Origin of the sequence: Altererythrobacter xiamenensis, from assembly GCF_900177715.1 — a bacterium.
Lineage (GTDB): Bacteria > Pseudomonadota > Alphaproteobacteria > Sphingomonadales > Sphingomonadaceae > Erythrobacter > Erythrobacter xiamenensis.
In genome coordinates this window covers 581,387-604,599 of sequence record NZ_FXWG01000001.1, presented here as the reverse complement: position 1 = coordinate 604,599, position 23,213 = coordinate 581,387, and the positions used below count along the sequence as shown (strand labels likewise).

Sequence of the window (23,213 nt, the reverse complement as noted above, 5' to 3'; positions counted from 1 at the left end):
CCAAGCCATCGCTTCAACGACCGATCCGATAGAGGCTTGCTTCGGCCTGGCGACGGCGTGTCAGACCCTTGAGCACCCGTCCGGCTGCGCGATTCCAACGTGCGAACTCAGCCTGCGCCCCGGCAAAATCGCCCGCGATGTGCTTTCGGGTCAGCGTCGCACGTCCAATCGCGCCGGTGTTGTAGTGAAAACTGACGAGCGCATCGAATTGCGACTGGTTTGTCGGCGCGCCACTCAGAGCTTCGGACACTTCGGCGCCATAGCGCTCGAGGTCGCGTTCGAGCCGCGCGTCGCATTGCGCCTGCGTCCAGACAGTGCCGGGGCCGATCCCGGCTCCGGTAGCGCCCCAACCGATCGTCCATGGATCTCCGCCAGATGCGGGATCGGGATAGGCTTCGACCAGCCCATCTGGCCGCAGCCGCGCGCAGCCTTCGAAACGCTTGATCAGCGCTATTCCTGCGGCACCGATCCTACGCGATGGAACACATGGAACAGGGTCCTGTCCGGAATCTTCTACAGCTTGATCGCCGCGGACCGGTACGGCGCCGAGCGCTTCGTCGAGCGCCTGATCCAGCATGTCCACTTCGGACTGCTTGAAGCCTCGGCCAAGCAGGCTGCGGACGGTGTCGAAAATGCCTTTACGGTGAAGGATGGCGGTCATGGGAAGGGGCCTCGTTTTTCATGGAAAGAGGCCGCCTGATTAGGCACAAAACGGGCGAGTAGGAAAATGGTGCGCCGCACGTCCCGCGCCCGAAGCTACCTGCCGACTTTGGTCATCTTGAAATAAAGCTGCAGGCCGCCGCCATTTGTACGCTGTGTCTCGAGATAGAAATCGCTATCTCCAGCACCGGGTGCGGCATAGGTGATTGACCGTTTGACGACCGAAGTAACCGAGCTGTCCTTGCGCACGAGGCAGCGATCGATGTCGGTGGCGGCAGTCTCGAAAGCGCGGGCAAGCGCGTCTTCGTTTTCCAGGGTGGCGGTGCAGCTCATCTCGACCGTGCCGGAATAAGGCCTGATGCGACAATCTTGGTTCGCGAAACCGGCAATGTCGGGCGAAACGGTGAGAAGATAGGTATAGGTCATCAAGCCGACCTTGCGCGTTTCGCCCTTGATGCTCTCGAAACCGCCGGGTTGTGCGGCGGCGATGGCTTCGATGGCGGAGCAGTCGGCGGCAAGCGCCGGCTGGCACAGGACTGCACTTACAGCGACGATGGCAGTGGCGACTGTGCGCGTCGCTCTCACAAGAGTCATCTGATCTTTCCCCCTTCAGGACTTGGCGATTCGGCGTAGCAGCAAACCACAAATAGAAAAGGGGCGCCCGGATCGCTCCGGACGCCCCTCGCATCTGGCATCGAAAAGATGCGTGATCAGGCGCTGTAATACATGTCGAACTCGACCGGGCACGGGGTCGTTTCGACACGGATGACCTGCTCCCAAAGCAGCTCGGCATAGGCTTCGATCTGGTCCTTCGAGAAGACATCGCCCTTCAGGAGGAACTCGTGATCGGCCTCGAGCGCTTCGAGCGCTTCACGCAAGGAACCGCAGACGGTCGGAACTTCGGCGAGCTCTGCCGGCGGCAGGTCGTAGAGGTTCTTGTCCATGGCTTCGCCCGGGTGGATCTTATTCGTGATCCCGTCGAGGCCCGCCATCAGCAGGGCCGAATAGGCGAGATAGGGGTTGGCCATCGCATCGGGGAAGCGGAACTCGACGCGCTTCGCCTTGTCGCCCGCGCCGTAGGGAATACGGCACGAAGCCGAACGGTTGCGCGCCGAATAGGCGAGCAGCACCGGCGCTTCGAAGCCCGGCACCAGACGCTTGTAGCTGTTGGTGGTCGGGTTGGTGAAGGCGTTCAGGGCCTTGGCGTGCTTGATGACGCCGCCGATGTAATAGAGGCAGTTTTCCGACAGACCGGCATATTCGTTACCGGCGAAGGTCGGCTTGCCGTCGTTCCAGATCGACATGTGGGTGTGCATGCCCGAACCGTTATCTTCCTTGATCGGCTTGGGCATGAAGGTCGCGGTCTTGCCATAGGCATGGGCGACCTGGTGCACGACATACTTGTAGATCTGCATGTTGTCGGCGGTTTCCACCAGGGTCGAGAAAGTCAGGCCAAGCTCGTGCTGGGCCGCAGCAACCTCGTGGTGATGCTTGTCGCAGGGCAGGCCCATTTCGATCATGGTCGAGACCATTTCTCCGCGGATATCGACGGCGCTGTCGACCGGAGCCACGGGGAAGTAACCGCCCTTGGCGCGCGGACGGTGGGCCATGTTTCCGGAATCGTATTCCTTGCCGGTGTTGGTCGGCAATTCGATGTCGTCGATGGCGTAGCCCGAACCGGCATAACCGTCTTCGAAACGCACGTCGTCGAACATGAAGAACTCGGCCTCGGGGCCGACATAGACCGTGTCACCAACGCCGGTGGACTTGAGATAGGCTTCTGCGCGCTTCGCCGTCGAACGCGGGTCGCGGCTGTAAAGGTCGCCGGTCGAAGGTTCGACGATGTCGCAGAACACGATCATCATCGGCGTGGCGCTGAACGGGTCGATGTAGACCCGGTCGAGATCGGGCTTCAGGATCATGTCGCTTTCGTTGATGACCTTCCAGCCGGCGATCGACGAACCGTCGAACATCAGCCCGTCTTCGAGCTCGTCCTCACCCATCACCGATGCCACCATCGAGAGATGCTGCCACTTGCCCTTCGGGTCGGTGAAGCGCAGGTCGACCCACTCGATCTCGTTGTCCTTGATCTGCTTGAGGACGTCTTTCGCCTTGCTCATGTAGAAACCTCTTGTCTGTTGATTGTCATTCGCCCCGGGCCTGTCGAAGGGCGGATCGTGAGGCATTCGCGGCTAGACAGGCTCACCGCGAATGAAGTCGGTCAGATTGCGTCGTCGTCTTTCTCACCGGTACGGATACGCAGCGCGTTCTCGATCGACGAGACGAAGATCTTGCCGTCGCCGATGCGACCGGTCTGCGCCGCCGAGGCAATCGCTTCGGTCACACGTTCGGCGATGGCGTCATTCACCACGACTTCGAGCTTCACCTTGGGAAGGAAGTCGACGACATATTCGGCGCCGCGGTAGAGTTCTGTATGGCCTTTCTGGCGGCCAAAACCCTTCGCTTCGGTGACGGTGATGCCGGACACTCCGATTTCGTGGAGCGCCTCCTTCACCTCATCGAGCTTGAAAGGTTTGATGATCGCTTCGATCTTTTTCATGTTTTCTCGATCCCCTGCACAATTGGCCAGTGCGGTCGGGCTGACCCCGCTCCGCCGGCCGACTGTTTACCCTACGCGTGAGATCAAGAATCGTGCCAAATTGCCTGCCGCGGATTTGCGTGGTTTTCCGGGGCTGGACGGCAGTTCGTGCCCAATGCGAATCCAACAGATGCCTAAAAATTAGGCAGACGCGCTCGGCCTAGAGGTTCAGGCCCTCGGTTTCGGGAAGGCCGCACATGATATTGAGGTTCTGGATCGCAGCGCCGCTCGCGCCCTTGCCGAGGTTGTCGAGCCGGGCGACGAGGCGCGCGTTCCAGCCGCCTTCATTGCCGAAGACGCGCAGTTCCATGTCATCGCGCGGGGGCGCGTCCGCATGGAGCAGCAGTTCGCTTTCCGTCTCGTCGTGGACAACCTTGACCACCTGCGAACCCTCATAGAATTGGCCGAGTGCGTCGCGCAGCCGGTCGGCATGCGGACCCGTCGACATCGCGCCGAGGTGCAGCGGCACTTCGACCACCATGCCGCGATAGGCGGGCACGACCGATGGTGCGAACAGGACGCCGTGGTCGAGCCCTGCGTGCGCTTGCATTTCCGGCAGGTGCTTGTGATCGAGATTCAGCCCGTAAGTGCGGAAAGCGATGTCGGGTTCGGCTGCAAACCGTTCGATCAGTGCCTTGCCGCCGCCCGAATATCCGCTCACGGCATTGCAGGTGAAGGGCCAGTCGGCTGGCAGCAGGCCGGCGCGGACCAGTGGCGCTATCAGGGCAATGAAGCCGGTCGGATAGCAGCCGGGATTGGACACGAATTGCGCCTCGGCAATATGCTCACGCCCGATCACTTCGGGGAAGCCGTAGGTCCAGCCCTCGGCCACGCGGTGCGCGGAAGATGCGTCGATGAAGCGCGTGTTCGAGCCCGCGGCGAGAGCGACCGATTCCTTCGCCGCATCGTCGGGCAGGCAAAGGATCGCGATATCGGCTGCGTGGAGGGCGTCACGGCGCGCAGTCTCGCTCTTGCGCTCGGCATCGTCCAGCACAATGAGTTCGAACGCGTCGCGACCGTCCAGTCGTTCGCGGATTTCGAGGCCGGTCGTACCGGCGGCTCCATCGATGAAAATGCGCGTCGCCATGCGCGCGGCGTATACGCGCTTCAGCCTTCGAGGCAATCGGCTTTGATATAGCCCGACGGGCCTTCAGGACCCAGGCAAACCCACAGCCATTCGCTCGCGACGTCGAGAACCTCGACCTCGGTTCCCGGCTCGAGCCGCATGACTTCTTCGCTGTCATCGCGCGAGGCGAGATACATGATCGTTTCCTGCGCACCGATCCTGCGGGCATGCGGGATCACGTAATGCGCGGCGAGATGCGTACCGGCGAGCGCGATATGGGCGAGATCTCCGCGCAAGGGTAGGGTGCCGGGTTCGGGACGCACCACGGGACCGGCCAGCCGCAGCGGACCTGACGGTACCTCATATGTCGTAGCGCCGCTCATTTCGGCTTGATCCCTTGCATCATCGCGACCCGCCCCGTGCGGATTGCGAGCGCGCTTATACGCCCCAATGCTTTCGGGCAAGTTAGCCGCGCCAAACTTATTCGCCAGCGTATCGGGCGGAAATCATGTGGAAGGCCGCGCGCAGGCCATATGATGCGCCGCCCTTAGAGCGACCGGGTTTCGCCGTCGGGCGCCAGGCGAAAGTGTCGAAATGCGCCCAGTCGATGTCGTCACCGACGAAGCGATCGAGGAACAGGCCCGCCACGCTGGCCCCTGCAAAGGCATTGCCATGGGCGTTGTTGATGTCGGCAATGTCGGACTTGAGCCATTCGCGATAGGCCTCGGGCAATGGCAGGCGCCAGACCTCGTCGTCATTGTCCTTGCCTGCCGCGATCAGCTCGTCCGCCGTCTCGTCACGCCGGGTCATCAGGGCAGGGAGGTCGGGGCCGAGCGCAACGCGCGCCGCGCCTGTCAGCGTGGCGAAGTCGATCACGAACTCGGGCTCTTCCTCGCTCGCGCGGGTCAGCGCATCGCCCAGGATCAGGCGACCTTCGGCATCAGTATTGCCGATCTCGACCGTCAGGCCCTTGCGGGTCTTGAGCACATCTCCCGGGCGGAAGGAATTGCTGGAAATGGCGTTCTCGACGGCTGGTACGAAGAGGTGCAGGCGCACCTTGAGGCCGGCATTCATGATGAGGCCCGCCAGCGCGATCGCGTGGGCTGCGCCGCCCATGTCCTTCTTCATCAGCTTCATGCCGGCGGCCGATTTCACGTCGAGCCCGCCCGAATCGAAGCAGACGCCCTTGCCGACGACCGCGATCACCGGATCGCTTTCCTTGCCCCAGGTCAGATGCATGATGCGCGGCGCGTGGTGGCGCGTGGCCGCACGGCCGACCGCATGGACCATCGGGTAGTCGGTTTCGAGCGCGTCGCCCTTGGTCACCTTGAGCTGCGCCGAGTGCGTCTTCGCAAGCTTCTCGCACTCCGCTTCGAGCGCGGCCGGGCCCATGTCCTCGGCAGGCGTATTGACGAGATCGCGCACGAGGCAATCGGCAGAAGCCTCGGCAACGGCGCGGTCGATCTTCTTGACCTCCTTGGTCAGCAGGACGCGCGGGCCGACCGGGTTTTCTTCCTCGCGGTAGCGGGTGAAGCGGTATTGCGCGGTCAGCCAGCCATAGAGCGCGGGGCCTGTGGAATGCTTGGCGAGGCGGTAGGTACCCTCGGGCAGGGTTTCCGAAAGCTTGGCGAGACACCAGCTCGAAAGCTCTTCCGGATCGGCGACACCGCCTACCGCGAACCATTTGTCGCCATCGGGCACGATACCGACCTGGTATCCGCCACCGTCGAATTTCTGCGCCTTGAGGGCGGCGCGCTGGCCGGAGGACAATCCCTTGGCCCAATCGTCGAAAGTGTCGCTGTTGACGAGGTGGATGGGGATCGCGTCCTGGTCGCGATCGGGTTGGATCAGCTCGGCAAAATCACTCATGCAGGCCTACTTAGTGCGCGATAGCCGCTTGTCACTCGCATTTTCGCGCAAGAGCGACTAAATGGGCGCCATGCACCAGTACCAAACCGTCGAAGGAACCGAGACCGTCTATCGTGACGGCACCATCAAGCTCCACGGGCCCGAAGGGTTCGAGGGGATGCGCAAGGCTGGCCGTCTGGCCGCCGACATTCTCGACGAGGTGGCGAACCTCGTGGAGCCCGGCGTCACGACCGAAAGCCTCGACACCGCGATCCGCGAAATGATGCTCGATGGCGGTGCGGTGCCCGCGACGCTTGGCTATCGCGGTTACACGCATAGCTCCTGCATCTCGATCAACCACGTGATCTGTCACGGCATCCCTTCGGACAAGGTGCTGAAGGAAGGCGACATCCTCAACATCGACGTGACTCCGCTGCTTGACGGCTGGCACGGCGACACGAGCCGGATGTTCTACGCGGGCGAGCCGCCGCTGAAGGCGAAGCGGCTGGTCGATGTGACCTACGAATGCCTCATGCTGGGGATCGAGGCGGCGTCCAAACCCGGTGCGCGGCTGGGCGATATCGGCGCCGCGATCGAGGAGCATGCCAAGCAGTTCCGCTATGGCGTGGTGCGCGAGTTTTGCGGACACGGCCTCGGCCGGTTGTTCCACGATGCGCCCGAAGTCGTCCATGCGGCGAAGGCGGGGACGGGGCCGGAATTGAAGCCCGGCATGTTCTTCACCATCGAACCGATGATCAACACCGGCAAGCCCTGGGCCAAGATCCTCGGCGACGGCTGGACGGCGGTGACCCGCGACAAGTCGCTATCGGCGCAGTTCGAACACTCGCTCGGCATCACCGAGGACGGGATCGAGATCTTCACCGAAAGCCGGAAGGGCCTGCACCAGCCGCCGTATTAGTTTCCGCAAGCGCATCCGCGCTCGCGATTTCCTCGCTCATGCGATCAAAGATCGCGTCGCTGCGGACGGGCGGTCGCCCTTGCGGCTCGCTGGTCGCTCGCCGTTGTCTCGCCGACCAGTATTTTTCCGGGCCTACGGGCCTCAACCCTCCCGCGCAGCGCGGATAGCCGCCCCAGCTGCGAAGGGCGTGATCGCTACAAGCAGCAGGCTGATTGCGGCGGCGAAGCCCACGCTCGCAGCATCTCCGCGGGCGAGCGCGCCAGCGCCGAAAATCAGGATCGGCAGCGCGAGCGGGATCAGCAGGAGGCCCGACAGAGCTGCGCCTGCACGAAGGCTCGCTGTCAACGCCGCGATCATCAGTCCGGCAGCGGCAAGACCCGGCGTACCTGCCAGCAGACCGAGCAGCAGCAGCCGCAAAGTCTCACCCTCCAGCGCAAGCAATGCAGCAGCAGGAATTGTCGCAAGTAGCAGCAGCGGGCCGAAGCTCAGCCAGTGCGCGATGAGGCGCACCGCCATCATGCTTTCCTCGGTCACGCCACGCAGTTTCAGCTGGTCGAACAGGCCGAGCTCGATATCTTCCTGCACCAGCCGGTCGAGCGGGAGGATCGCCGCGAGCAGCGCCGCAATCCACACCACGCCGCCGCCGGTGCGCGCGAGCAGGTTGGCGTCAGGCCCGACCGCGAAGGGATAGAGCATCGCCACGGCGAGGAAGAACAGCAGCGGCAGCGCCGCTCCGCTCCCCGAGAACGGGAACAGCCGCGCCAGATCGCGCCGCAGGATCGCACGCATCACAGCACGTACTCCGCCAGCGCGAAGGCTTCGAAGCGTTCGACCACCAGCGGCTGGTGCGATGCGATGACCGCAATTCCGCCCGCAGCCGAATGCTCGCTCACCAGCTCCGCGACGAGACCGCGCGACACTTCGTCGAGGCCGGACAAGGGCTCGTCGAGCAGCCAGATCGGCGCATCTTGTCCCATGAGCCGCGCGAGCGCCGCGCGCTTCCTCTGCCCAGTCGAGAGGTAGCGCACGGGTACGTCGAGCAGGTCGGTTAGGGCCAATCGCTCGGCGATAGCCGCCGCCTCGCTCGAACCGTCGATCCGCGACCAGAAACCCAGCGCCTTGCCCAGCGGCAGGTCGGGATCGAGGGCAGGGCGTTCGTCGACCAGCCCGATCGCGCCTTCGCGCTCCACCGATCCGGCATAGGGCGCGAGCAATCCGGCGAGGATGCGCAGCAGGCTCGTCTTGCCGATGCCATTGGCGCCTTCGATATGCAGGACGTCCCCCGGACCGAGCGCGAGCGACAGCCCGCGAAACAGCACGCGGTCGCCTCTGCGGCAGGCGAGATCGGATGCGGCGAGGCGCGCTTGCATGACGCGGAGCGTTAGGCGAAAGGTGGCTGGCGAACAATAACTCGAACGACAATTTGCGAAAGCGAGGCCCCCATGTCCGTCCCGAAGCTCAACGAGAAAGAGGTGGCGACCCTCCTTGCCGATCATTCAGACTGGTCATCCGCCCGAGACGGCGCGGCGATCCAGCGAAAGTTGCAGTTCGCCGATTTCAGCGAGGCCTGGGGCTTCATGGCGCGCGTGGCATTGCTCGCGGAAAAGCACGATCACCATCCCGAATGGTTCAACGTCTACAACCGCGTCGAGATCACGCTGACGACGCATGACGCCGATCCGGACAATGGCGGCGCGCTGTCGCAGCGCGATGCCGACATGGCCGAAGCAATCGACGCGCTGTTGTAGTCGAGCACGCCATCCTTCGTGCGATGTCCTAGATTTCCGCGCCGACGCCCTGGCTGCGCATTTCCTTGCGCACGCGTCCGGGTAGCCAACGCTTCAGCTTCATCAGCCGGCCCGCCATCTTGCCCACGGTGTAGTGCAGCTTGTCGCCATGCACTGCGTTCCACACCACCTCGGGCACGTCCGAGACAGGTGAAACCTCGACCCCTGCTTCGGTCAGCGTTTCCTTGACCGACATGTTCGAATCCGGATTGGTCTGTTCTATCAGCGGAGTGTCGATGAAGCCCGGGCATAGCGAGGCGACGGTGATGCCGTCGGCAGCCCATTCGGCATCCAGCGCCTCGGTCATTCCGCGCACGCCCCACTTGGTCGCGCAATAGGCCGAGAGGTTCGGCGCGCCGATGATCCCGGCGAGGCTCGCGGTGCTGATCAGCGCCGATCCGGGTGCGGTCTTCTTGAGGTGCGGATAAGCCGCCTGCGCGCCGAACAGCACGCCCTTCATATTGACCGCGACCAACTGCTCGATCTCTTCGGCGGGCTGTTCCGCCAGCGGGCCGCCATGGCCGATCCCGGCATTGTTGAAGACCACATCGATGCGCCCGCCAGCCGCAGTCGAGAAGGCTTGCAATGCCTCGTCCCAAGCCGCGCGGTCGCGCACGTCGAGTCGGTGGGCATATTTGTAGCCGCCTTCGATCAGGCCGAGCGTGTCTTCCAGCCCCTGTTGATCGACATCGGCGATGCCGACGAACCAGCCGCGCTTGGCGAAATAGAGCGCGACCTCGCGCCCGATGCCCGACGCGCCGCCGGTGATGAAGATGGACCTGCGCTCGCTCATTCTGGCTCTCCCCTGAGAAATTATTGGCCAAGCGGCTTGAGATTGGTGCGGGCCTGCTGGCGCAGGCGGCCAGGCATCCAGCGCTTGGCGAAGTTCATCTTCTTCGCAGTCTTGCCGACGAGGTAGTGCAGGTCGTCGCCATGCACCGCCTTCCATGCAGCTTCGGCGACTTCCACGACCGGCGTGATTTCCAGTCCCGCATCAGTAACGCGGTCGCGGATCAACTCGTTCGAATTGCGGCTGCCGGTGCCATCGAGCAGCGGCGTGTCGATGAAGGATGGGCAGATCGAGGCCACCTTGATCCCGTCATCGGCCCATTCCGCATCGAGACTTTCCGCGATGCCGCGCACGCCGAACTTCGTCGCGCAATAGACGCTCATGCCCGATGATCCGAGAATGCCAGCAGCACTCGCGGTGTTGATGAGGGCAGAGCCGGGCGCGGTCTTCTTGAGATAGGGATAGGCGGCCTGCGCACCATAGAGCACCCCGCGCAGATTGATGTCGAGGCAGCGGTCAATCTCGTCGACGGGCATGGTGGCGATGTCGCCGCCCGCACCGATCCCCGCGTTGTTGACTACGACGTCGATCCGCCCGCCGGCAGCGGTTTCAAACGCGGCAAGCGCCTCGTCCCATTGCGCGCGGTCTCGCACATCGAGCCGGTGGGCATATTTGAACCCGCCCGCGATCTGGCCGAGGGTTTCCTCCATGCCTTTCTCGTTCACATCGGCGATGCCGACGAACCAGCCGCGCTCGGCAAAGTACAGTGCGATGGCCTGGCCAATGCCCGAGGCACCGCCGGTGATGAAAATCGATCTGCGTTCGGCCATTTTCCCCTCCCAAAGCAAAACCGCGCGAAGGTGCTACCCCCGCGCGGCTCGCTTGTCAGCTATTTACATTCATGTCAGCGCCGAAAAAACGGCGCAGACGTGAACGGTCCGGGGCCTCAGCCCTCGATGGCGTCTTCGAGGCCTTTCACATGCTCCGCACCTTCGAGAATCTCGGCGCTGGAGGGTTCGAGCACATTGCCCAGCGGCTCTGCACGGCCGCCGAGGCATTCGGCGAGGAAGTTTTCGGCAATGCCGAAGAACGCCTTGTTGTTGTCGGGCTTGGCAAAGCCGTGGCCTTCATCGGGATAGAGGACGTAGGTCACCGGAATGCCGGCTTCCTTCATCGCATTCACGATCTGGTCGCTCTCGGCCTGCTTGACGCGCGGATCATTGGCGCCCTGCGCGATCAGCAGCGGCTTGGTGATCTGGTCCGCCTTGTAGAGCGGGCTTGCCGCCTTGAGCAGCGCCAGGCCTTCTTCCGTATTGGGATCGCCCATGCGGGTATGGAAGATCTTCACCAGCGGTGCCCAGTATGGCGGGATGGTCGACAGCAGCGTTTCGAGGTTCGACGGGCCGACGATGTCGACGCCGCAGGCGAATTTCTCGGGCGTGAATGTCAGCCCTGCCAGCGTCGCATAGCCGCCGTAGGAGCCGCCCATGATCGCGACCTGGTCTTCAGCCGTGATGCCTTCCGAGATCGCCCAGTCGGTCGCATCGATCAGGTCGTCATGCATCTTGAGGCCCCACTGCAGGTTGGCTGCATTGAGGAAATCCTTGCCGAAGCCGGTCGAGCCGCGGAAGTTGGTGCTGAGCACCGCGTAGCCGCGGTTGGCGAGCATCTGGTGGATCGAGTTGAAGCCATATTCATCACGCGCCCACGGCCCGCCGTGGACCAGGAGCACCATCGGCACTGCCTCTTCCGGACGTCCGTCGCCATCCTTGTCGCTGCCCGGCGGCAGGGTGAGGTAAGAGGGCAGGGTCAGCCCGTCCCGGCTGGTGATCTCGACCGGGTGCATCGGCTGAAGCGGAGCGCCTTCGAGTTCGGGCCGCGTGGTGTAGAACTCGGTCAGCGTTTCCGCATCGCGATCGAAGATGTAGGTCTTGCTCGGCGCCACGAGCGGGTCGTTCCACACGATCCAGGTGCGGTCGTCTTCGGTCCGGCTCGAGATGCCGAAATCGCCCTCGAGCCGTTCGTCGAGCCAGTCGAGCGCGGCCTTCAGCTCGGGATCGGTCGCGGTCCATTCATTCGTCAGGTAATTCACCGAATAGGCTTCGACGACGCCGGTCTTGGGATCGCGGATCGTTCCGCCGATATCGGCCTTGTCGTTTTCCGCGATAAGCGTGCGCTCTCCGGTTTCGGTGTTCTGCGCATAGAGCGCAGCGGTATTCCGGTCACGGCTGTCGAGCCAGTAGAGGATCGTGCCGTCCGTGGTGTAACCGGCGGGATTGGTGGTCAGCGAATCTTCCATCGCCGTGCTGGTGAAGGGTTCTTCCTCCACTTCGCCGTCGACGACATTGAAGTAGTCAGTGCCGCCTTCGGCATTCTGGCGCATCGCCATGCGCACATCCAGATTGTCGTCGGCCATGAAACCGGCATAGCCGTTGTTCTCGAGCACCAGCGTCAGCTCGCCCGTGTTGAGGTCGAGCATGTGGACGTCATGGAATTGCGGATTGCGGTTGTTGAGCCCGACGAGGATCTTGTCGCGGATGCTCTCCGAAGCTCCGACGATCTGTACGCGGGTGTTCTCGAACGGAGTCAGCGTGCGCTCTTCGCCGGTCTCGACATCGATCCCGTAGAGTAGGAAGTTCTCGTCCCCGCCCTTGTCCTGGATATAGCCGAGGCTCTTCGAATCCGGAGCCCAGAAATGCTGGCGGATCGGGCGGTCGGTGGCGTTTGTTACCGCCTTTGCCGCATCGGGATTGTCGGCCGGGGCGAGCCAGATATTGAGCACGTCGTTCTTCGGCGCGAGCCAGCTGAGCCACTTGCCATCGGGGCTGAGGCGACCCTGTGCGCGCGAAGGATTGCCGAACAGGGCGTCACGCGGGATCAGGGGGGCTGCTGCAGTGGCTTCGGTCATTTCGGCTCCGTTTGTGGCGTGATGATCCGCCTGAACTGCGCCGGGCAGTGTCAGTGCGCTCGCGGCGAGCAGGGCGGTCAGCAGGCGGGGGGTGTGTCTAGAAGTCATTGGGGTCAGTCCTCTCTCTAGCTGTATTAGAATTACAATACACCGGGAATCATCTTTGGCAAGATAGACTTACGCTGCGGTCATAGTGCAGGATTGGCATAATAATGCCAGGTGAAGATCGCCATCGCGCCGCGATGCGGGGACCAGCGTTCGCCGATTTCGCGGGTCGGTTTCTCGGTCGGGCGTTCGTCCAGTTCGAGCAGGCGTTTGACCCCCTCTTGCACGGCGAGGTCGCCTGCCGGCCAGATGTCCGGGCGCCCCTCTGCAAACAGCAGGTAAATCTCGGCAGACCAGCGCCCGATCCCCTTGATCTGGGTAAGATCGGCGATGGCTTCTTCGTCATCCTTGGGCAGGTTTTCGAAATCCACTGCGCCTGCCTCGACCAGTTCGCATAGCGAGCGCGCATAGCCTTGCTTTTGCCGCGACAATCCGCAGGCGCGAAGAGTATCGAAATCGCGTTCCAAGAGGCAGGCAGCGGTGAAATCGGAGCCGAGCTCGGCTTCCAGCTTGTTCCACATCGAGCTCGCCGCTGCGACCGAGACCTGTTGTCCGACAATGGTTCTCAAGAGGGTCTTGTAGCCGCGATCGCGAATGCGCGGTTCGGGATAGCCGACCCGCTCGATCGCTTCGGCGACGCGTGGTTCGCCCTGAGCGACGGCGTCCAGCCCCTTGCGGATCGTCTCTGCCGAAAGGCCCACTTATCACTTCCCCTAGCTTGCAAATATTCGCGGCAATGCTTAGCAGCCCGCCCAAAGAGCCGATAGTGGTTGCCTCGTGGCGGCCCCATGCACAAGGACACGCACATATGCCCAAGCTGATCGTCACCACCCGTGAAGGCGAAACCTCGGAAATCGATGTCGAGGACGGCCTGACCGTGATGGAAGCCATTCGCGACAACGGCTTCGACGAGCTGCTGGCGCTGTGCGGCGGTTGCTGTTCGTGCGCGACCTGCCACGTGCACGTCGATCCGGCCTTCGCGGACAAGTTGCCGAAGATGAGCGAGGACGAGGACGATCTTCTCGAAAGCTCTGACCACCGCAATGAAACCTCGCGCCTGTCGTGCCAGATTGCGTTCACCGACGATCTCGACGGCCTGAAGGTCACGATCGCCGACGAAGATTAAGCGAGATATGTCCGCACACTCATCCGAGTGTGCGAAATCCTCGCTCACACGACCTGAAGGCCGCATCGCTGCGGGCGGGCGTTTGCCCTTGCGGTCCGCTTGTCGCGGACCGGGCGTGCTAGCGCAGATAGCAGGCTGGAAAGCCTTACTCCATTGCGCGCGGCACAAGCTGCGCCTAATTCCCGCAAGATGAATATTACAAAGCCTTTCGGCTCGACCCTCGACCTCATCGGCAACACGCCGCTCGTCCGCCTGACCGGGCCGAGCGAGGCAGCGGGCTGCGACATCTACGGCAAGTGCGAGTTTGCCAATCCCGGATCCTCGGTGAAGGATCGCGCCGCGCTCTTCATGATCCGCGATGCGGAAAAGCGCGGCGAATTGAAACCCGGCGGCACGGTGATCGAAGGGACGGCGGGCAATACCGGGATCGGCATTGCGCTGGTCGCCAATGCGCTCGGCTACAAGACCGTGATCGTCATGCCGGACAACCAGTCGAAGGAGAAGATGGACACGTTGCGTGCCCTTGGCGCACAGCTGGTTCTCGTTCCCCCGACCAAATATGCCGACCCCGCACACTTCCAGCATGTCTCGCGCCGCATGGCGGAAGAGACCGAAGGTGCGATCTGGGCAGGCCAGTTCGACAATGTCGCCAACCGCAAGGCTCACATCGAAGGCACCGCGCCCGAACTGTGGGAGCAGCTCGAAGGGCGGGTCGACGGCTTTACCTGCGCTGCAGGTACGGGCGGCACGATTGCCGGCGTCGGCATGGGGCTGAAGGAACGCGACGAGAATATCCGCATCGCGCTGACCGATCCGCATGGCGCGGCGCTCTACAATTTTTACGCCAATGGCGAACTCAAGGCCGAAGGTTCCTCGGTGGCCGAGGGGATCGGGCAGGGGCGGATCACCGCCAATCTGGAAGGCGCGCCGATCGACACGCAGTTCCGTATCTCCGACGAAGAAGGCCTCGAATGGGTGGCGAAATTGCTGCGAGAGGAGGGGCTGTGCCTCGGCCTGTCATCGGGCATCAACGTTGCGGGTGCGATAGAGCTCGGCAAGCAATTGGTGGCCGAAGGGCGCAAGGATGTGCGCGTCGCGACGATCCTGTGCGACACCGGCTTCCGCTATCTCTCGACGCTGTACAATGCCGAATGGCTGCGTTCGAAGGACCTTCCGGTGTTCGACTGGCTCGAGCAGGCGTGATAGGATCGTCCTCGTGGATCCGATGAAACTTCTGGGCCTCGCGCGCGACGAGAAAGGGACGGGCGAAGAAGCTGCCACACCGCTCGGCGGCACCCGTGCCGAAGCGCTCCAGCGCCTGCAGGTCGGGCTCGCGGGGATCGGCGCAATGCTGCTGCTGGTCGCGCTGGCCAACGTCATTCAGAACCGTGCGCGCGTGACCGACGAGCAGGCGGTCCCCGAGGCAGCACCGACGACCGAGCCGAGCGCGGAGCAGACCGGCAATGACCCGCTCGCCGACGCGGGCATCGTTCCTGACATGCCTGCAGAGCCAACGCCGCAACCCACGCAGCAAGACCCTGCGCAAATCGCGCCGGGTCGGGACGCCCCGGCACGCCCGAACAATGGCGGCGGCGCAGTAGAAGACATCGGTGCTCCCCCAGGCAATTAAGCGCACTATCGTGCCCATAGCGTTCGCCCTGCTCGCGGGAGTGATGGCGTATACGCTGTGGCCAAGCGATGAGAGCCGACCGGTCCCTGCCTCCGAGCGCGCCGAACTCGGTCTGATGACAGGCCTCCCGATTTATTGGGCCGATGGCGCGGATCTTGCGACGCTGCTCGACGAGAATGCCGAACTTCCTTGGGTGAGGCAGGTGCTCGAACAGCGCTATGACCTGCGTCCGGTCGATAGCTTCGTGTCTGAAGAGCGGGAGGGCGCGGTCCTCGAAGGGCTAGAGCGATTGCTCATCGTGCAGCCGCGCGGGATATCGCCCGCCGGAAATGTCGCGCTCGATGACTGGGTGCAGGATGGGGGGCGATTGCTCTATGTGATCGATCCGATGCTGACCGGTGAATACGCTGCGCCGCTGGGCGATCCGCGCCACCCCTCCGTCATCGGTATCGTCCCGCCGGTCCTGCCGCGCTGGGGGGTGATCATGGAAACGCGCGAAGAGAACTCGGACAATGCCCCTCAGATCATCGACACGCCGGTCGGTCCACTACCAGTGGCCATCGCCGGTCGGTTGACGAAAAGACAAAGTGGCATTGGAAACTGCACCATCGAAGCAAGCGGACTGATCGCCCGATGCCAGGTCGGCGAAGGACAGGTTACCGTGCTTGCCGATGCCGCCCTGTTCGAAGCGCGCGATGGCGGCGAGCAAGAGGCCGACATCATCCTCGCTCTGGCGGATTACGCTTTGCGCTGAACGGCTTGCGGGTCGAGGCTCGACCCGGATCGGGGATTTCACGGGAAAATCCGAGTCGAAACCGACTCCAGCGGCGATTCACCATCGATTTCAGACGATTGAGGGGAAACCCTGAGGATATCTCCGAGATTTCTAAAGATAATCGACTTTGAATAAACTATGGTAAATCAGATATTTACTACCTTATCCCGTGAAATCCCGCAAAAATCCCTTTCATCCCCGTCGTGCCCGCGATATGACCATCATCCATCGGACATGCCGCTTCGTGATGTGCCGCCAGTGAAAAGGCGGCGCGCTACCCGCCCTTGCGCGTTGGTGGCGGCGGAGAAGGCATGCCGGAAACGGGGCTTAGGGCGGAGATTCACAGGTGTCTTTCGGAGGGTACAGCGGACAGGCTTATTCGCCCGCGGGCGATAAGAGCCGTTTCGTCCTGCCTCCGCTTTTCCGCAAAGCCGTGAAGGAAAGCTCGGAAGGGCGCGTCCTCTGTCTCGCCAAACACGAACGCTGGAACTGCCTCGTCGGCTTCGGTCTCTCGCGCAAGGCTGAACTCGAAGTACAGCTCGACCGCGAGGAAGAACGCGCACTGCGCCTTGGCAGGGATGATTTCGACCGCGACCTCCGCGCCAACCAGCTCTTCGGCTTCGTCGAAATCCCGTTCGACGAGAGTGGCCGCTTCGTCATGCCCGATCACCTGCGCTCGCTGGGCCGGGTCGAGGACGGGCTCTATTTCCAGGGTGCAGGCCGCTTCTTCACCATCTGGAACCCCGAAGAGCTCGCCGCGATGGGCAGCGAGTGGGAAAGCGCGCAGGCGGCCTGCGAAAACCTCGTTTCCGAAGCGAAGGCGAAGAAGAAATGAGCGCGCCGACCGATCTTCCGGGCGATGCCCCGCACATTCCCGTCCTCCTGGACGAAGTTGTCGCTGCGCTCGATCCGCAGCCGGGCGACGTGATTGTCGACGCCACATTCGGTGCCGGCGGATACACTCGTGCGCTGCTCGAACGCGGCGCGACCGTTCACGCCTTTGATCGCGACCCCAGCGCGATCACCGAGGGCCGCGGATGGGCAGAAGCGCGAACCACCCCTCCGCGCCTCGTGCTCCATCCGCGGCGCTTTTCGGAAATGGTCGATGCTCTCGCCGAAGCGGGCGTGGCGCAGGTCGACGGTGTGACGATGGACATCGGTGTCAGCTCGATGCAGCTCGACCAGGCGGAGCGCGGCTTTGCCTTCAGCGCCGGCGGCCCGCTCGACATGCGGATGAGCCAGGAGGGGACGAGCGCAGCCGACTTCCTCAATTCTGCCGAGGTCGATCAAATCGCCGACGTTCTGTTTGACTATGGCGAGGAGCGCCAGTCGCGCCGCGTCGCCCGCGCGATCGTTGCCGCCCGTCCGCTGCAGACGACCGGCGATCTCGCTCGCGTGGTGCGGAAGGCATTGGGGCACAAGCCGACCGACAAGAAAGATCCCGCGACCCGCACATTCCAGGCGGTGCGCATCCATGTGAATGACGAGCTGGGCGAACTGCGCGCCGGTCTCAATGCCGCGGAACACCTGCTACGCGCTGGCGGACGGCTGGCGGTCGTCAGCTTCCACAGCCTGGAGGACCGGATCGTCAAGCGCTTCCTGCGCGATGCCTCGCAGCGCGGCGGCGGCTCTCGCCACCTGCCCCAACTGGATCAGGCGCCTGTCGTTTTCGAAAAAGTTTCCAAGGCCATTCGCCCGGGCGCTGCGGAAATTGCGCGCAACCCGCGCGCGCGCTCGTCCACCTTGCGCCATGCTATCCGCACCGACGCCCCGGCACGGGAGCTCGTCGCATGATCGCCGGTAGCCGCCTCCGCCAGATCGGCTGGGCCGCCGCCCTGCTCGTTTGCCTGAGCCTGTTCCTTGTCCTGAGTTTCCGCGTTCACGCGGTGAAGAGTGAAGTGCTCCTCGCCGAGCGTGAGATTATCGCTCTCGAACGCGAAACGCTGATGCTCGAAACCGAGTTCGAGACGCGCGCCAGCCAGCGCCAGCTGTCCGACTGGAACGTCGTCGAGTTCGGCTACCAGGCGCCGCGCGCCGACCAGTATCTCGAAAACGAACGCCAGCTGGCGAGCCTTGGCGCGCCCCGCGCGCCGGGTGCCCCCGATCCGGTTCGTTTCGCACGCGCTGAAAATTCGGATCAGGGCGAGGATGAGCGCCAGATGGTATCGCCGCTCACAGGCAAGCCCGTCGAACTTGCAGTCGCCGAACAAGTCGCTGCCAATCAGGATTTCGCGCAGACCTTCGGTGAGTTCCTCGCGGAGGCATCGCCTGTTCGCCAGGCGCAGGCTCGCCCAATTCTGACCGCAGAGGTTGCTGAATGACGGCGCTGTCGGCCAGCATGGCCGTCCCGACAGGCAGGGTGCAACTGGTGACGATCCGGCGGCAGTCGCTCGTCACCGCGCGTTGGCGCGTATTATGGGTCGCTTTGGTCTTTGCCGTGGTTGCCTTCATAGCGGTGCTGCGGATCTTCCATCTCGGTCTCTCCGATCGCGCGCTTACCCGCACTTCGCTTGAAGAGGCGCTGCTTCCGCCACGTGGGGAAATCACCGACCGCAATGGTACCCCGCTGGCGCGCGCTTTCCCGGCATATGCGCTGTGGTACAATCCCGAGGCTTTGGGCGACGGCGGGACACCGCTGGTGCGCCCGCCAGCCGAAATCGCCGAAGAACTCGCCGCGATCTTTCCTTCCATCGATCCGGTCGATGTCGCCGAAAAGCTTGCTTCAGGCCGTGCAGGATATTTGCGCCGCCGGGTGCTGCCGGAAGAGGCGAACCGCGTTCAGGCTCTTGGCGAACTTGCACTCGAAATGCCGCGTGAAAGTGACCGCCATTATCCGCAAGGTTCGATGGGCGCGCATATTCTCGGCTATGTCGCAGCCGACGGTCATGGCCGTGTGGGTATGGAGCAGGTGCTCGACAAGCATCTGACCGACCCGGCAACAAGGGCCGATCCCATTCCCCTGTCGATCGATGCGCGCGTACAGGGCGCGCTCGAGGATGAACTTCGCAAGGGCATGCTGGCGGTGAACGCCATGGGTGCGGCCGGAATCGTCCTCGACGTCGACACTGGCGAGGTCATGGCGCTTGCGTCACTTCCCGAGTTCGATCCCAACAGGATCGACGAGGAAGGCGAAAAGAACATGTTCAACCGGGTGACCAACCAGGTTTACGAGCTTGGATCGACCTTCAAGCCGATAACCGTTGCTGCGGCGATCGATGCCGGGGTGGTCAGGGATTTTGGCAAACCCTGGAATGCGACACCGGTTCAGGTGGGTCGGTTCAGTATCAAGGATCTGAAGCCCAAGGGTGAAGTGCTGAATGTCCCTCAGACGTTGATCTACTCGTCGAATACCGTGACCGCGCGGGTCGCCGACGAACTGGGTGCCAAGCGGCTGCGTCAGACCCTCATCGATCTCGGCATGAACGAGCGCCCTTACATCGAACTTCCAGCTCGCGGATTCCCGATCTGGCCCGGCGATGACTGGCCGCGCCTTCGCAACATGACGGTAAGCTACGGTCACGGTATCGCGGTCACGCCGCTCCACCTTGCCAGTGCATATGCCGCGATGGTGAATGGCGGAATCTGGCGGCCTGCAACCTTGCGCAAGCTGGAACCGGGTGCTGCCCCACGTGGCCGCCGCGTGTTCAAGGCCTCGACTTCTTCGCGTATGCGCCAGCTGCTGCGCATGATCACGATCTACGGTACCGGGAAGAATGCAGATGCGCCGGGATACCGTGTCGGTGGCAAGACCGGTTCCGCCGAAAAGCCGGGCAATGGCGGCTATCGCCAGTCTTCGCTGGTTTCGACCTTCGCCGCAGCCTTTCCCATGGATCGCCCGCGCTATGTCGTGATCGCCATGCTAGACGAGCCACATGGTACCGTCGCCAGCTCCTTCCAGCGGACAGCCGGCTGGACCGCGGCTCCGATCGTCGGGAAGCTGGTTCCGCGGATTGGACCGGTTCTTGGGATCCGGCCCGACGCAACCCGCGATGTCGATATCAGCGATCTCAAGCCGTTGGTCGTCAAGGGCAAGTCATGAAGCTGGGCGCGCTGGCAGAACGGGCCGGGATTACGCTCAGCGAGGGGGGCGATGCCAGCGTGACCGGTTTCGCCATCGATCATCGCAAGGTGGCACCCGGCACGGTCTTTGGTGCCTTTCGCGGTGCAAGCTTCAATGCCGAAGACGTGATCCCCGAAGCCATTCAAGCCGGAGCGGTAGCTGTCGTGGCTCGCCCCGAGGTCGCAGTCGAAGGCGCGGTGCATATAGCGGACGAAGAGCCGCGCCGCGCCTTCGCACGCCTTGCCGCGGGCTTCTTCACTCCTATGCCGAACGTGATCGTCGCGGTCACCGGGACCAACGGCAAGACCTCCACGGTCGAAATGACGCGGCAGATCTGGCGCATGTGCGGAGAGCGTGCTGCGAGCATCGGCACGCTTGGCGTGACGACCCCCGACGAGAGCGTGTCGACGGGCCTAACGACGCCTGACATCGTCACCTTCCTTTCGAATATGAGCGGGCTGGCGCGCGAAGGCGTGACGCATGTCGCTTACGAAGCATCGAGCCACGGTCTCTCGCAATATCGCAATGAAGGCGTGCCGGTATCGGCCTGCGCCTTCACCAATTTCAGCCGCGATCACCTCGATTATCACAAGGATATGGAGGATTATTTCGCGGCCAAGATGCGCCTTTTCGACGAAGTGGTCGATGACGGCGGAACGGCGGTTATCTGGCATGGCGGGGAAGGCAGCGAGTGGACCCGCCGCGCCATCGAACACGCGCAACAACGGGCGCTGCGCGTGTTTACGGCGGGCGAGCAGGGCGAGGACATTCGCCTGCTTGCCCGCACACCGACACAGCTCGGCCAGACGCTCGAAATCGAATATGAGGGGATGCAGCGCACCATCAAGCTGCCGCTGATCGGGGCCTATCAGGCGTCCAACGCGCTGGTTGCGGCGGGGCTCGCGCTGGTCAGCGGCGCGGACGCTTCGATGGTGTTCGATGCTGTCGGCCGCCTGCAGCCGGTGCGCGGCCGGCTCGAGCGCGCAGTCATCGCCCCGCAAGGTTCGCCCGTTTATGTCGACTACGCGCATACGCCCGACGCGATCGAGGCGGCTATTGCTGCGCTCAAACCCCATGTCGATGCGGAGAAAAATGGCAGGCTTATCACCGTGTTCGGCGCGGGCGGCGATCGCGATGCTGGCAAGCGCGAGCCGATGGGGCGTGCAGCGGCCGATCAGTCCGACATCGTCATCGTCACCGATGACAACCCGCGCGGCGAAGACGCAGGCGCGATCCGGGCGCAAGTCATGAAGGGTGTGCATGCAGCCGGGAGCGAGGGCGCGCAGGAAATCGGCGGCCGACGCGCCGCGATAGCCGAAGCGATCCGGCTGGCAGGTGCGCACGACATCGTGCTGATCGCCGGCAAGGGACATGAACAAGGCCAGATAATAGGCTCGGGGGAAAATATGCGGGTATTGCCTTTCGACGATGTGACGGTTGCGCGCGAATGCGCGGCAGAGCAGGGAGCGGCCTGATGGCGACGCATCCAGCTCTCATTGCCTGGCCGACCGAGGCCCGCGACGCCCTGCCGCTTGCATTGTGGTCGGCGCGCGAGATTGCTGCGGCAACCGGCGGCACCGCCAGCCATGATTTCCAGGCCTCGGGCGTCGAAATGGATTCGCGCGATGTGCGCGGCGGTGACCTGTTTGTCGCGCTCAAGGGCGAGGCGATGGACGGGCACAAGTTCATCGACAAGGCCTTTGCCAATGGCGCAGTTGCCGCGATTGTTGATCGCCCGGTCGATTATCCGCACGTGCTGGTAGAAGATACGACCGCGGCGCTCCACGCTCTTGCCCATGCAGCACGCGACCGGACCGATGCGGTGCGGATCGGGGTAACCGGCTCGGTCGGCAAGACCGGCGTCAAGGAAGCGATCTTCAACGCGCTCGATCGTGCTAGCCGCGGGGCATGCCACCGCAGCGTGCGCAGCTACAACAACCATGTCGGCGTGCCCTTGAGCCTTGCCCGGATGCCTGCGCGCAGTCGCTACGGCGTGTTCGAAATGGGCATGAACCACAAGGGCGAGATCGACGTTCTCACGCGCCATGTGCGCCCGAACGTGGCGCTAATCACCACCATCGCACCGGCGCATATCGAGAACCTTGGCAGTATGGAGGCGATCGCCGACGCCAAGGCAGAGATTTTCGGCGGCCTGGTCGAAGGCGGCACGGCCGTGATTCCGGCCGACAGCGAATACTCCGCACAATTGATCGCACGCGCCCGCGCGCTGGGTGCCAAGGTTCTCACTTTCGGCGCGAGCAAGGACGCTGACGTGCGCCTGCTCGATGCGATCCCCAGCGCCAATGGCGGTTCGCTGGTCACCGCCGACCTCGGGGACGCACGGCTGTGCTATTCGGTTGCGGAGCCGGGCGAGCACTGGATCGCCAACTCGCTCGGCGTGATGGCGACGGTTCGTGCGGCGGGCGGCGATCTCGCCGCAGCCGGACTTGCGCTGGCAGAGATGGGCGGGCTCAAGGGACGCGGCGCTCGTCATCGTATCGCGGCAGCTGGCGGCAAGGCATTGCTGATCGACGAAAGCTATAACGCCAATCCGGCCTCCATGCGCGCAACCTTGCGCCAATTGGGGCACACGCCAGCGACTCGACGCCTCGCGGTGCTGGGCAGCATGAAAGAGCTGGGCGATTTCGCCGAGCGCTTCCACGCGCAGCTCACCGAGGCGCTGATCGAGGGAAAAATCGATCATGCGGTGCTGGTGGGCGAGGAAATGCGCGCACTCGCACGGGAACTGGGGAAAGCGAGTGGCGGCGGGATTCACAACGCCATCACCTTCGCGCATTGCAGTAATCCTGCAGAGGCGATCGCGGCGCTGGAGGATTATGGCGTAACCGCAGGGGACGCGGTTCTGGTCAAGGGATCCAACTCGGTCGGTCTCGGCAAGTTGGTGGCACATTTCGCAGGCCTCGAAGGATGAGGCCCTAG

General features: G+C 63.4%; 25 protein-coding genes. 12 read left to right on the top strand and 13 right to left on the bottom strand.

Translation table 11 applies throughout. The annotated features are described in order from the left end of the window. Nucleotides 1-13: 13 nt before the first annotated feature. From CCE89_RS03075 to CCE89_RS03045, 7 genes are all read right to left on the bottom strand, one after another. Entirely contained in the window at nucleotides 14-661 is a 648-nt protein-coding gene (locus CCE89_RS03075; protein WP_086436541.1) for a lysozyme, read from the bottom strand. A 95-nt stretch (nucleotides 662-756) separates the two neighbouring features. After that, entirely contained in the window at nucleotides 757-1,254 is a 498-nt protein-coding gene (locus tag CCE89_RS03070) for a hypothetical protein (RefSeq protein ID WP_086436540.1), read from the bottom strand. A gap of 116 nt (nucleotides 1,255-1,370) precedes the next feature. Beyond that, on the bottom strand, nucleotides 1,371-2,780 hold the full coding sequence (glnA, locus tag CCE89_RS03065) for a type I glutamate--ammonia ligase (RefSeq protein ID WP_086436539.1): 1,410 nt from the start codon (nucleotides 2,778-2,780) through the stop codon (nucleotides 1,371-1,373). Nucleotides 2,781-2,881: 101 nt separating this feature from the next. Then, on the bottom strand, nucleotides 2,882-3,220 hold the full coding sequence (locus CCE89_RS03060; protein WP_086436538.1) for a P-II family nitrogen regulator: 339 nt from the start codon (nucleotides 3,218-3,220) through the stop codon (nucleotides 2,882-2,884). Between the two features lie 199 nt (nucleotides 3,221-3,419). Next, on the bottom strand, nucleotides 3,420-4,346 hold the full coding sequence (gene argC / locus CCE89_RS03055; protein ID WP_086436537.1) for an N-acetyl-gamma-glutamyl-phosphate reductase: 927 nt from the start codon (nucleotides 4,344-4,346) through the stop codon (nucleotides 3,420-3,422). 20 nt (nucleotides 4,347-4,366) lie between these two features. Then, complete coding sequence (locus CCE89_RS03050; RefSeq protein WP_086436536.1) at nucleotides 4,367-4,708, bottom strand: hypothetical protein; 342 nt, start codon at nucleotides 4,706-4,708, stop codon at nucleotides 4,367-4,369. A gap of 97 nt (nucleotides 4,709-4,805) precedes the next feature. Continuing rightward, nucleotides 4,806-6,194, bottom strand: a complete 1,389-nt coding sequence (locus tag CCE89_RS03045; RefSeq protein ID WP_086436535.1) for a leucyl aminopeptidase family protein — start codon at nucleotides 6,192-6,194, stop codon at nucleotides 4,806-4,808. Between the two features lie 70 nt (nucleotides 6,195-6,264). On the opposite strand from CCE89_RS03045, the gene map reads away from it, so the two are divergent. After that, complete coding sequence (gene map / locus CCE89_RS03040; RefSeq protein WP_086436974.1) at nucleotides 6,265-7,092, top strand: type I methionyl aminopeptidase; 828 nt, start codon at nucleotides 6,265-6,267, stop codon at nucleotides 7,090-7,092. Nucleotides 7,093-7,233: 141 nt separating this feature from the next. On the opposite strand, the gene CCE89_RS03035 is transcribed toward map, so the two are convergent. Then, nucleotides 7,234-7,881 (bottom strand): heme exporter protein CcmB, encoded by a 648-nt coding sequence (locus tag CCE89_RS03035; RefSeq protein ID WP_086436534.1) that lies wholly within the window; start codon nucleotides 7,879-7,881, stop codon nucleotides 7,234-7,236. Further along, nucleotides 7,881-8,462 carry a heme ABC exporter ATP-binding protein CcmA gene (gene ccmA, locus CCE89_RS03030; RefSeq protein ID WP_086436533.1) on the bottom strand — a complete coding sequence of 194 codons (582 nt, stop codon included), beginning with the start codon at nucleotides 8,460-8,462 and terminating at the stop codon, nucleotides 7,881-7,883. The genes CCE89_RS03035 and ccmA overlap by 1 nt, the downstream gene beginning before the upstream one ends. Nucleotides 8,463-8,534: 72 nt before the next feature. Between ccmA and CCE89_RS03025 the strand changes: the two genes are divergently transcribed. Further along, nucleotides 8,535-8,840 carry a 4a-hydroxytetrahydrobiopterin dehydratase gene (locus CCE89_RS03025; protein WP_086436532.1) on the top strand — a complete coding sequence of 102 codons (306 nt, stop codon included), beginning with the start codon at nucleotides 8,535-8,537 and terminating at the stop codon, nucleotides 8,838-8,840. A gap of 28 nt (nucleotides 8,841-8,868) precedes the next feature. On the opposite strand, the gene CCE89_RS03020 is transcribed toward CCE89_RS03025, so the two are convergent. From CCE89_RS03020 to CCE89_RS03005, 4 genes are all read right to left on the bottom strand, one after another. Continuing rightward, complete coding sequence (locus CCE89_RS03020) at nucleotides 8,869-9,672, bottom strand: SDR family oxidoreductase (RefSeq protein WP_086436531.1); 804 nt, start codon at nucleotides 9,670-9,672, stop codon at nucleotides 8,869-8,871. A 20-nt stretch (nucleotides 9,673-9,692) separates the two neighbouring features. Further along, nucleotides 9,693-10,499, bottom strand: coding sequence for an SDR family oxidoreductase (locus CCE89_RS03015; protein ID WP_086436530.1), 807 nt, complete (start codon nucleotides 10,497-10,499; stop codon nucleotides 9,693-9,695). Between the two features lie 116 nt (nucleotides 10,500-10,615). Then, a complete protein-coding gene (locus CCE89_RS03010; protein ID WP_327078634.1) occupies nucleotides 10,616-12,685 on the bottom strand; it encodes a S9 family peptidase in 2,070 nt (689 codons plus the stop codon). A gap of 80 nt (nucleotides 12,686-12,765) precedes the next feature. Beyond that, a complete protein-coding gene (locus CCE89_RS03005; RefSeq protein WP_086436529.1) occupies nucleotides 12,766-13,383 on the bottom strand; it encodes a DNA-3-methyladenine glycosylase family protein in 618 nt (205 codons plus the stop codon). 107 nt (nucleotides 13,384-13,490) lie between these two features. On the opposite strand from CCE89_RS03005, the gene CCE89_RS03000 reads away from it, so the two are divergent. The 10 genes from CCE89_RS03000 to CCE89_RS02955 all read left to right on the top strand — a co-directional run bounded on the left by CCE89_RS03000 (nucleotide 13,491) and on the right by CCE89_RS02955 (nucleotide 23,205). Beyond that, complete coding sequence (locus CCE89_RS03000; protein ID WP_086436528.1) at nucleotides 13,491-13,808, top strand: 2Fe-2S iron-sulfur cluster-binding protein; 318 nt, start codon at nucleotides 13,491-13,493, stop codon at nucleotides 13,806-13,808. A 189-nt stretch (nucleotides 13,809-13,997) separates the two neighbouring features. Continuing rightward, a complete protein-coding gene (locus CCE89_RS02995) occupies nucleotides 13,998-15,011 on the top strand; it encodes a cysteine synthase A (RefSeq protein ID WP_086436527.1) in 1,014 nt (337 codons plus the stop codon). A 22-nt stretch (nucleotides 15,012-15,033) separates the two neighbouring features. Beyond that, nucleotides 15,034-15,438, top strand: coding sequence for a hypothetical protein (locus CCE89_RS02990; protein WP_234989912.1), 405 nt, complete (start codon nucleotides 15,034-15,036; stop codon nucleotides 15,436-15,438). Nucleotides 15,439-15,448: 10 nt separating this feature from the next. Then, nucleotides 15,449-16,192, top strand: a complete 744-nt coding sequence (locus CCE89_RS02985; RefSeq protein ID WP_143255947.1) for a hypothetical protein — start codon at nucleotides 15,449-15,451, stop codon at nucleotides 16,190-16,192. Between the two features lie 367 nt (nucleotides 16,193-16,559). Beyond that, nucleotides 16,560-17,048, top strand: a complete 489-nt coding sequence (locus CCE89_RS02980; RefSeq protein WP_086436525.1) for a division/cell wall cluster transcriptional repressor MraZ — start codon at nucleotides 16,560-16,562, stop codon at nucleotides 17,046-17,048. Then, entirely contained in the window at nucleotides 17,045-18,007 is a 963-nt protein-coding gene (gene rsmH, locus CCE89_RS02975) for a 16S rRNA (cytosine(1402)-N(4))-methyltransferase RsmH (protein ID WP_086436524.1), read from the top strand. Before CCE89_RS02980 ends, rsmH begins: the two co-directional genes overlap by 4 nt. Next, nucleotides 18,004-18,534 carry a hypothetical protein gene (locus CCE89_RS02970; RefSeq protein WP_086436523.1) on the top strand — a complete coding sequence of 177 codons (531 nt, stop codon included), beginning with the start codon at nucleotides 18,004-18,006 and terminating at the stop codon, nucleotides 18,532-18,534. Before rsmH ends, CCE89_RS02970 begins: the two co-directional genes overlap by 4 nt. After that, nucleotides 18,531-20,252 carry a peptidoglycan D,D-transpeptidase FtsI family protein gene (locus CCE89_RS02965; protein ID WP_086436522.1) on the top strand — a complete coding sequence of 574 codons (1,722 nt, stop codon included), beginning with the start codon at nucleotides 18,531-18,533 and terminating at the stop codon, nucleotides 20,250-20,252. Before CCE89_RS02970 ends, CCE89_RS02965 begins: the two co-directional genes overlap by 4 nt. Continuing rightward, a complete protein-coding gene (locus tag CCE89_RS02960; protein WP_086436521.1) occupies nucleotides 20,249-21,748 on the top strand; it encodes a UDP-N-acetylmuramoyl-L-alanyl-D-glutamate--2,6-diaminopimelate ligase in 1,500 nt (499 codons plus the stop codon). The genes CCE89_RS02965 and CCE89_RS02960 overlap by 4 nt, the downstream gene beginning before the upstream one ends. Then, nucleotides 21,748-23,205, top strand: coding sequence for a UDP-N-acetylmuramoyl-tripeptide--D-alanyl-D-alanine ligase (locus CCE89_RS02955; RefSeq protein WP_086436520.1), 1,458 nt, complete (start codon nucleotides 21,748-21,750; stop codon nucleotides 23,203-23,205). The genes CCE89_RS02960 and CCE89_RS02955 overlap by 1 nt, the downstream gene beginning before the upstream one ends. Nucleotides 23,206-23,213 lie beyond the last annotated feature (8 nt).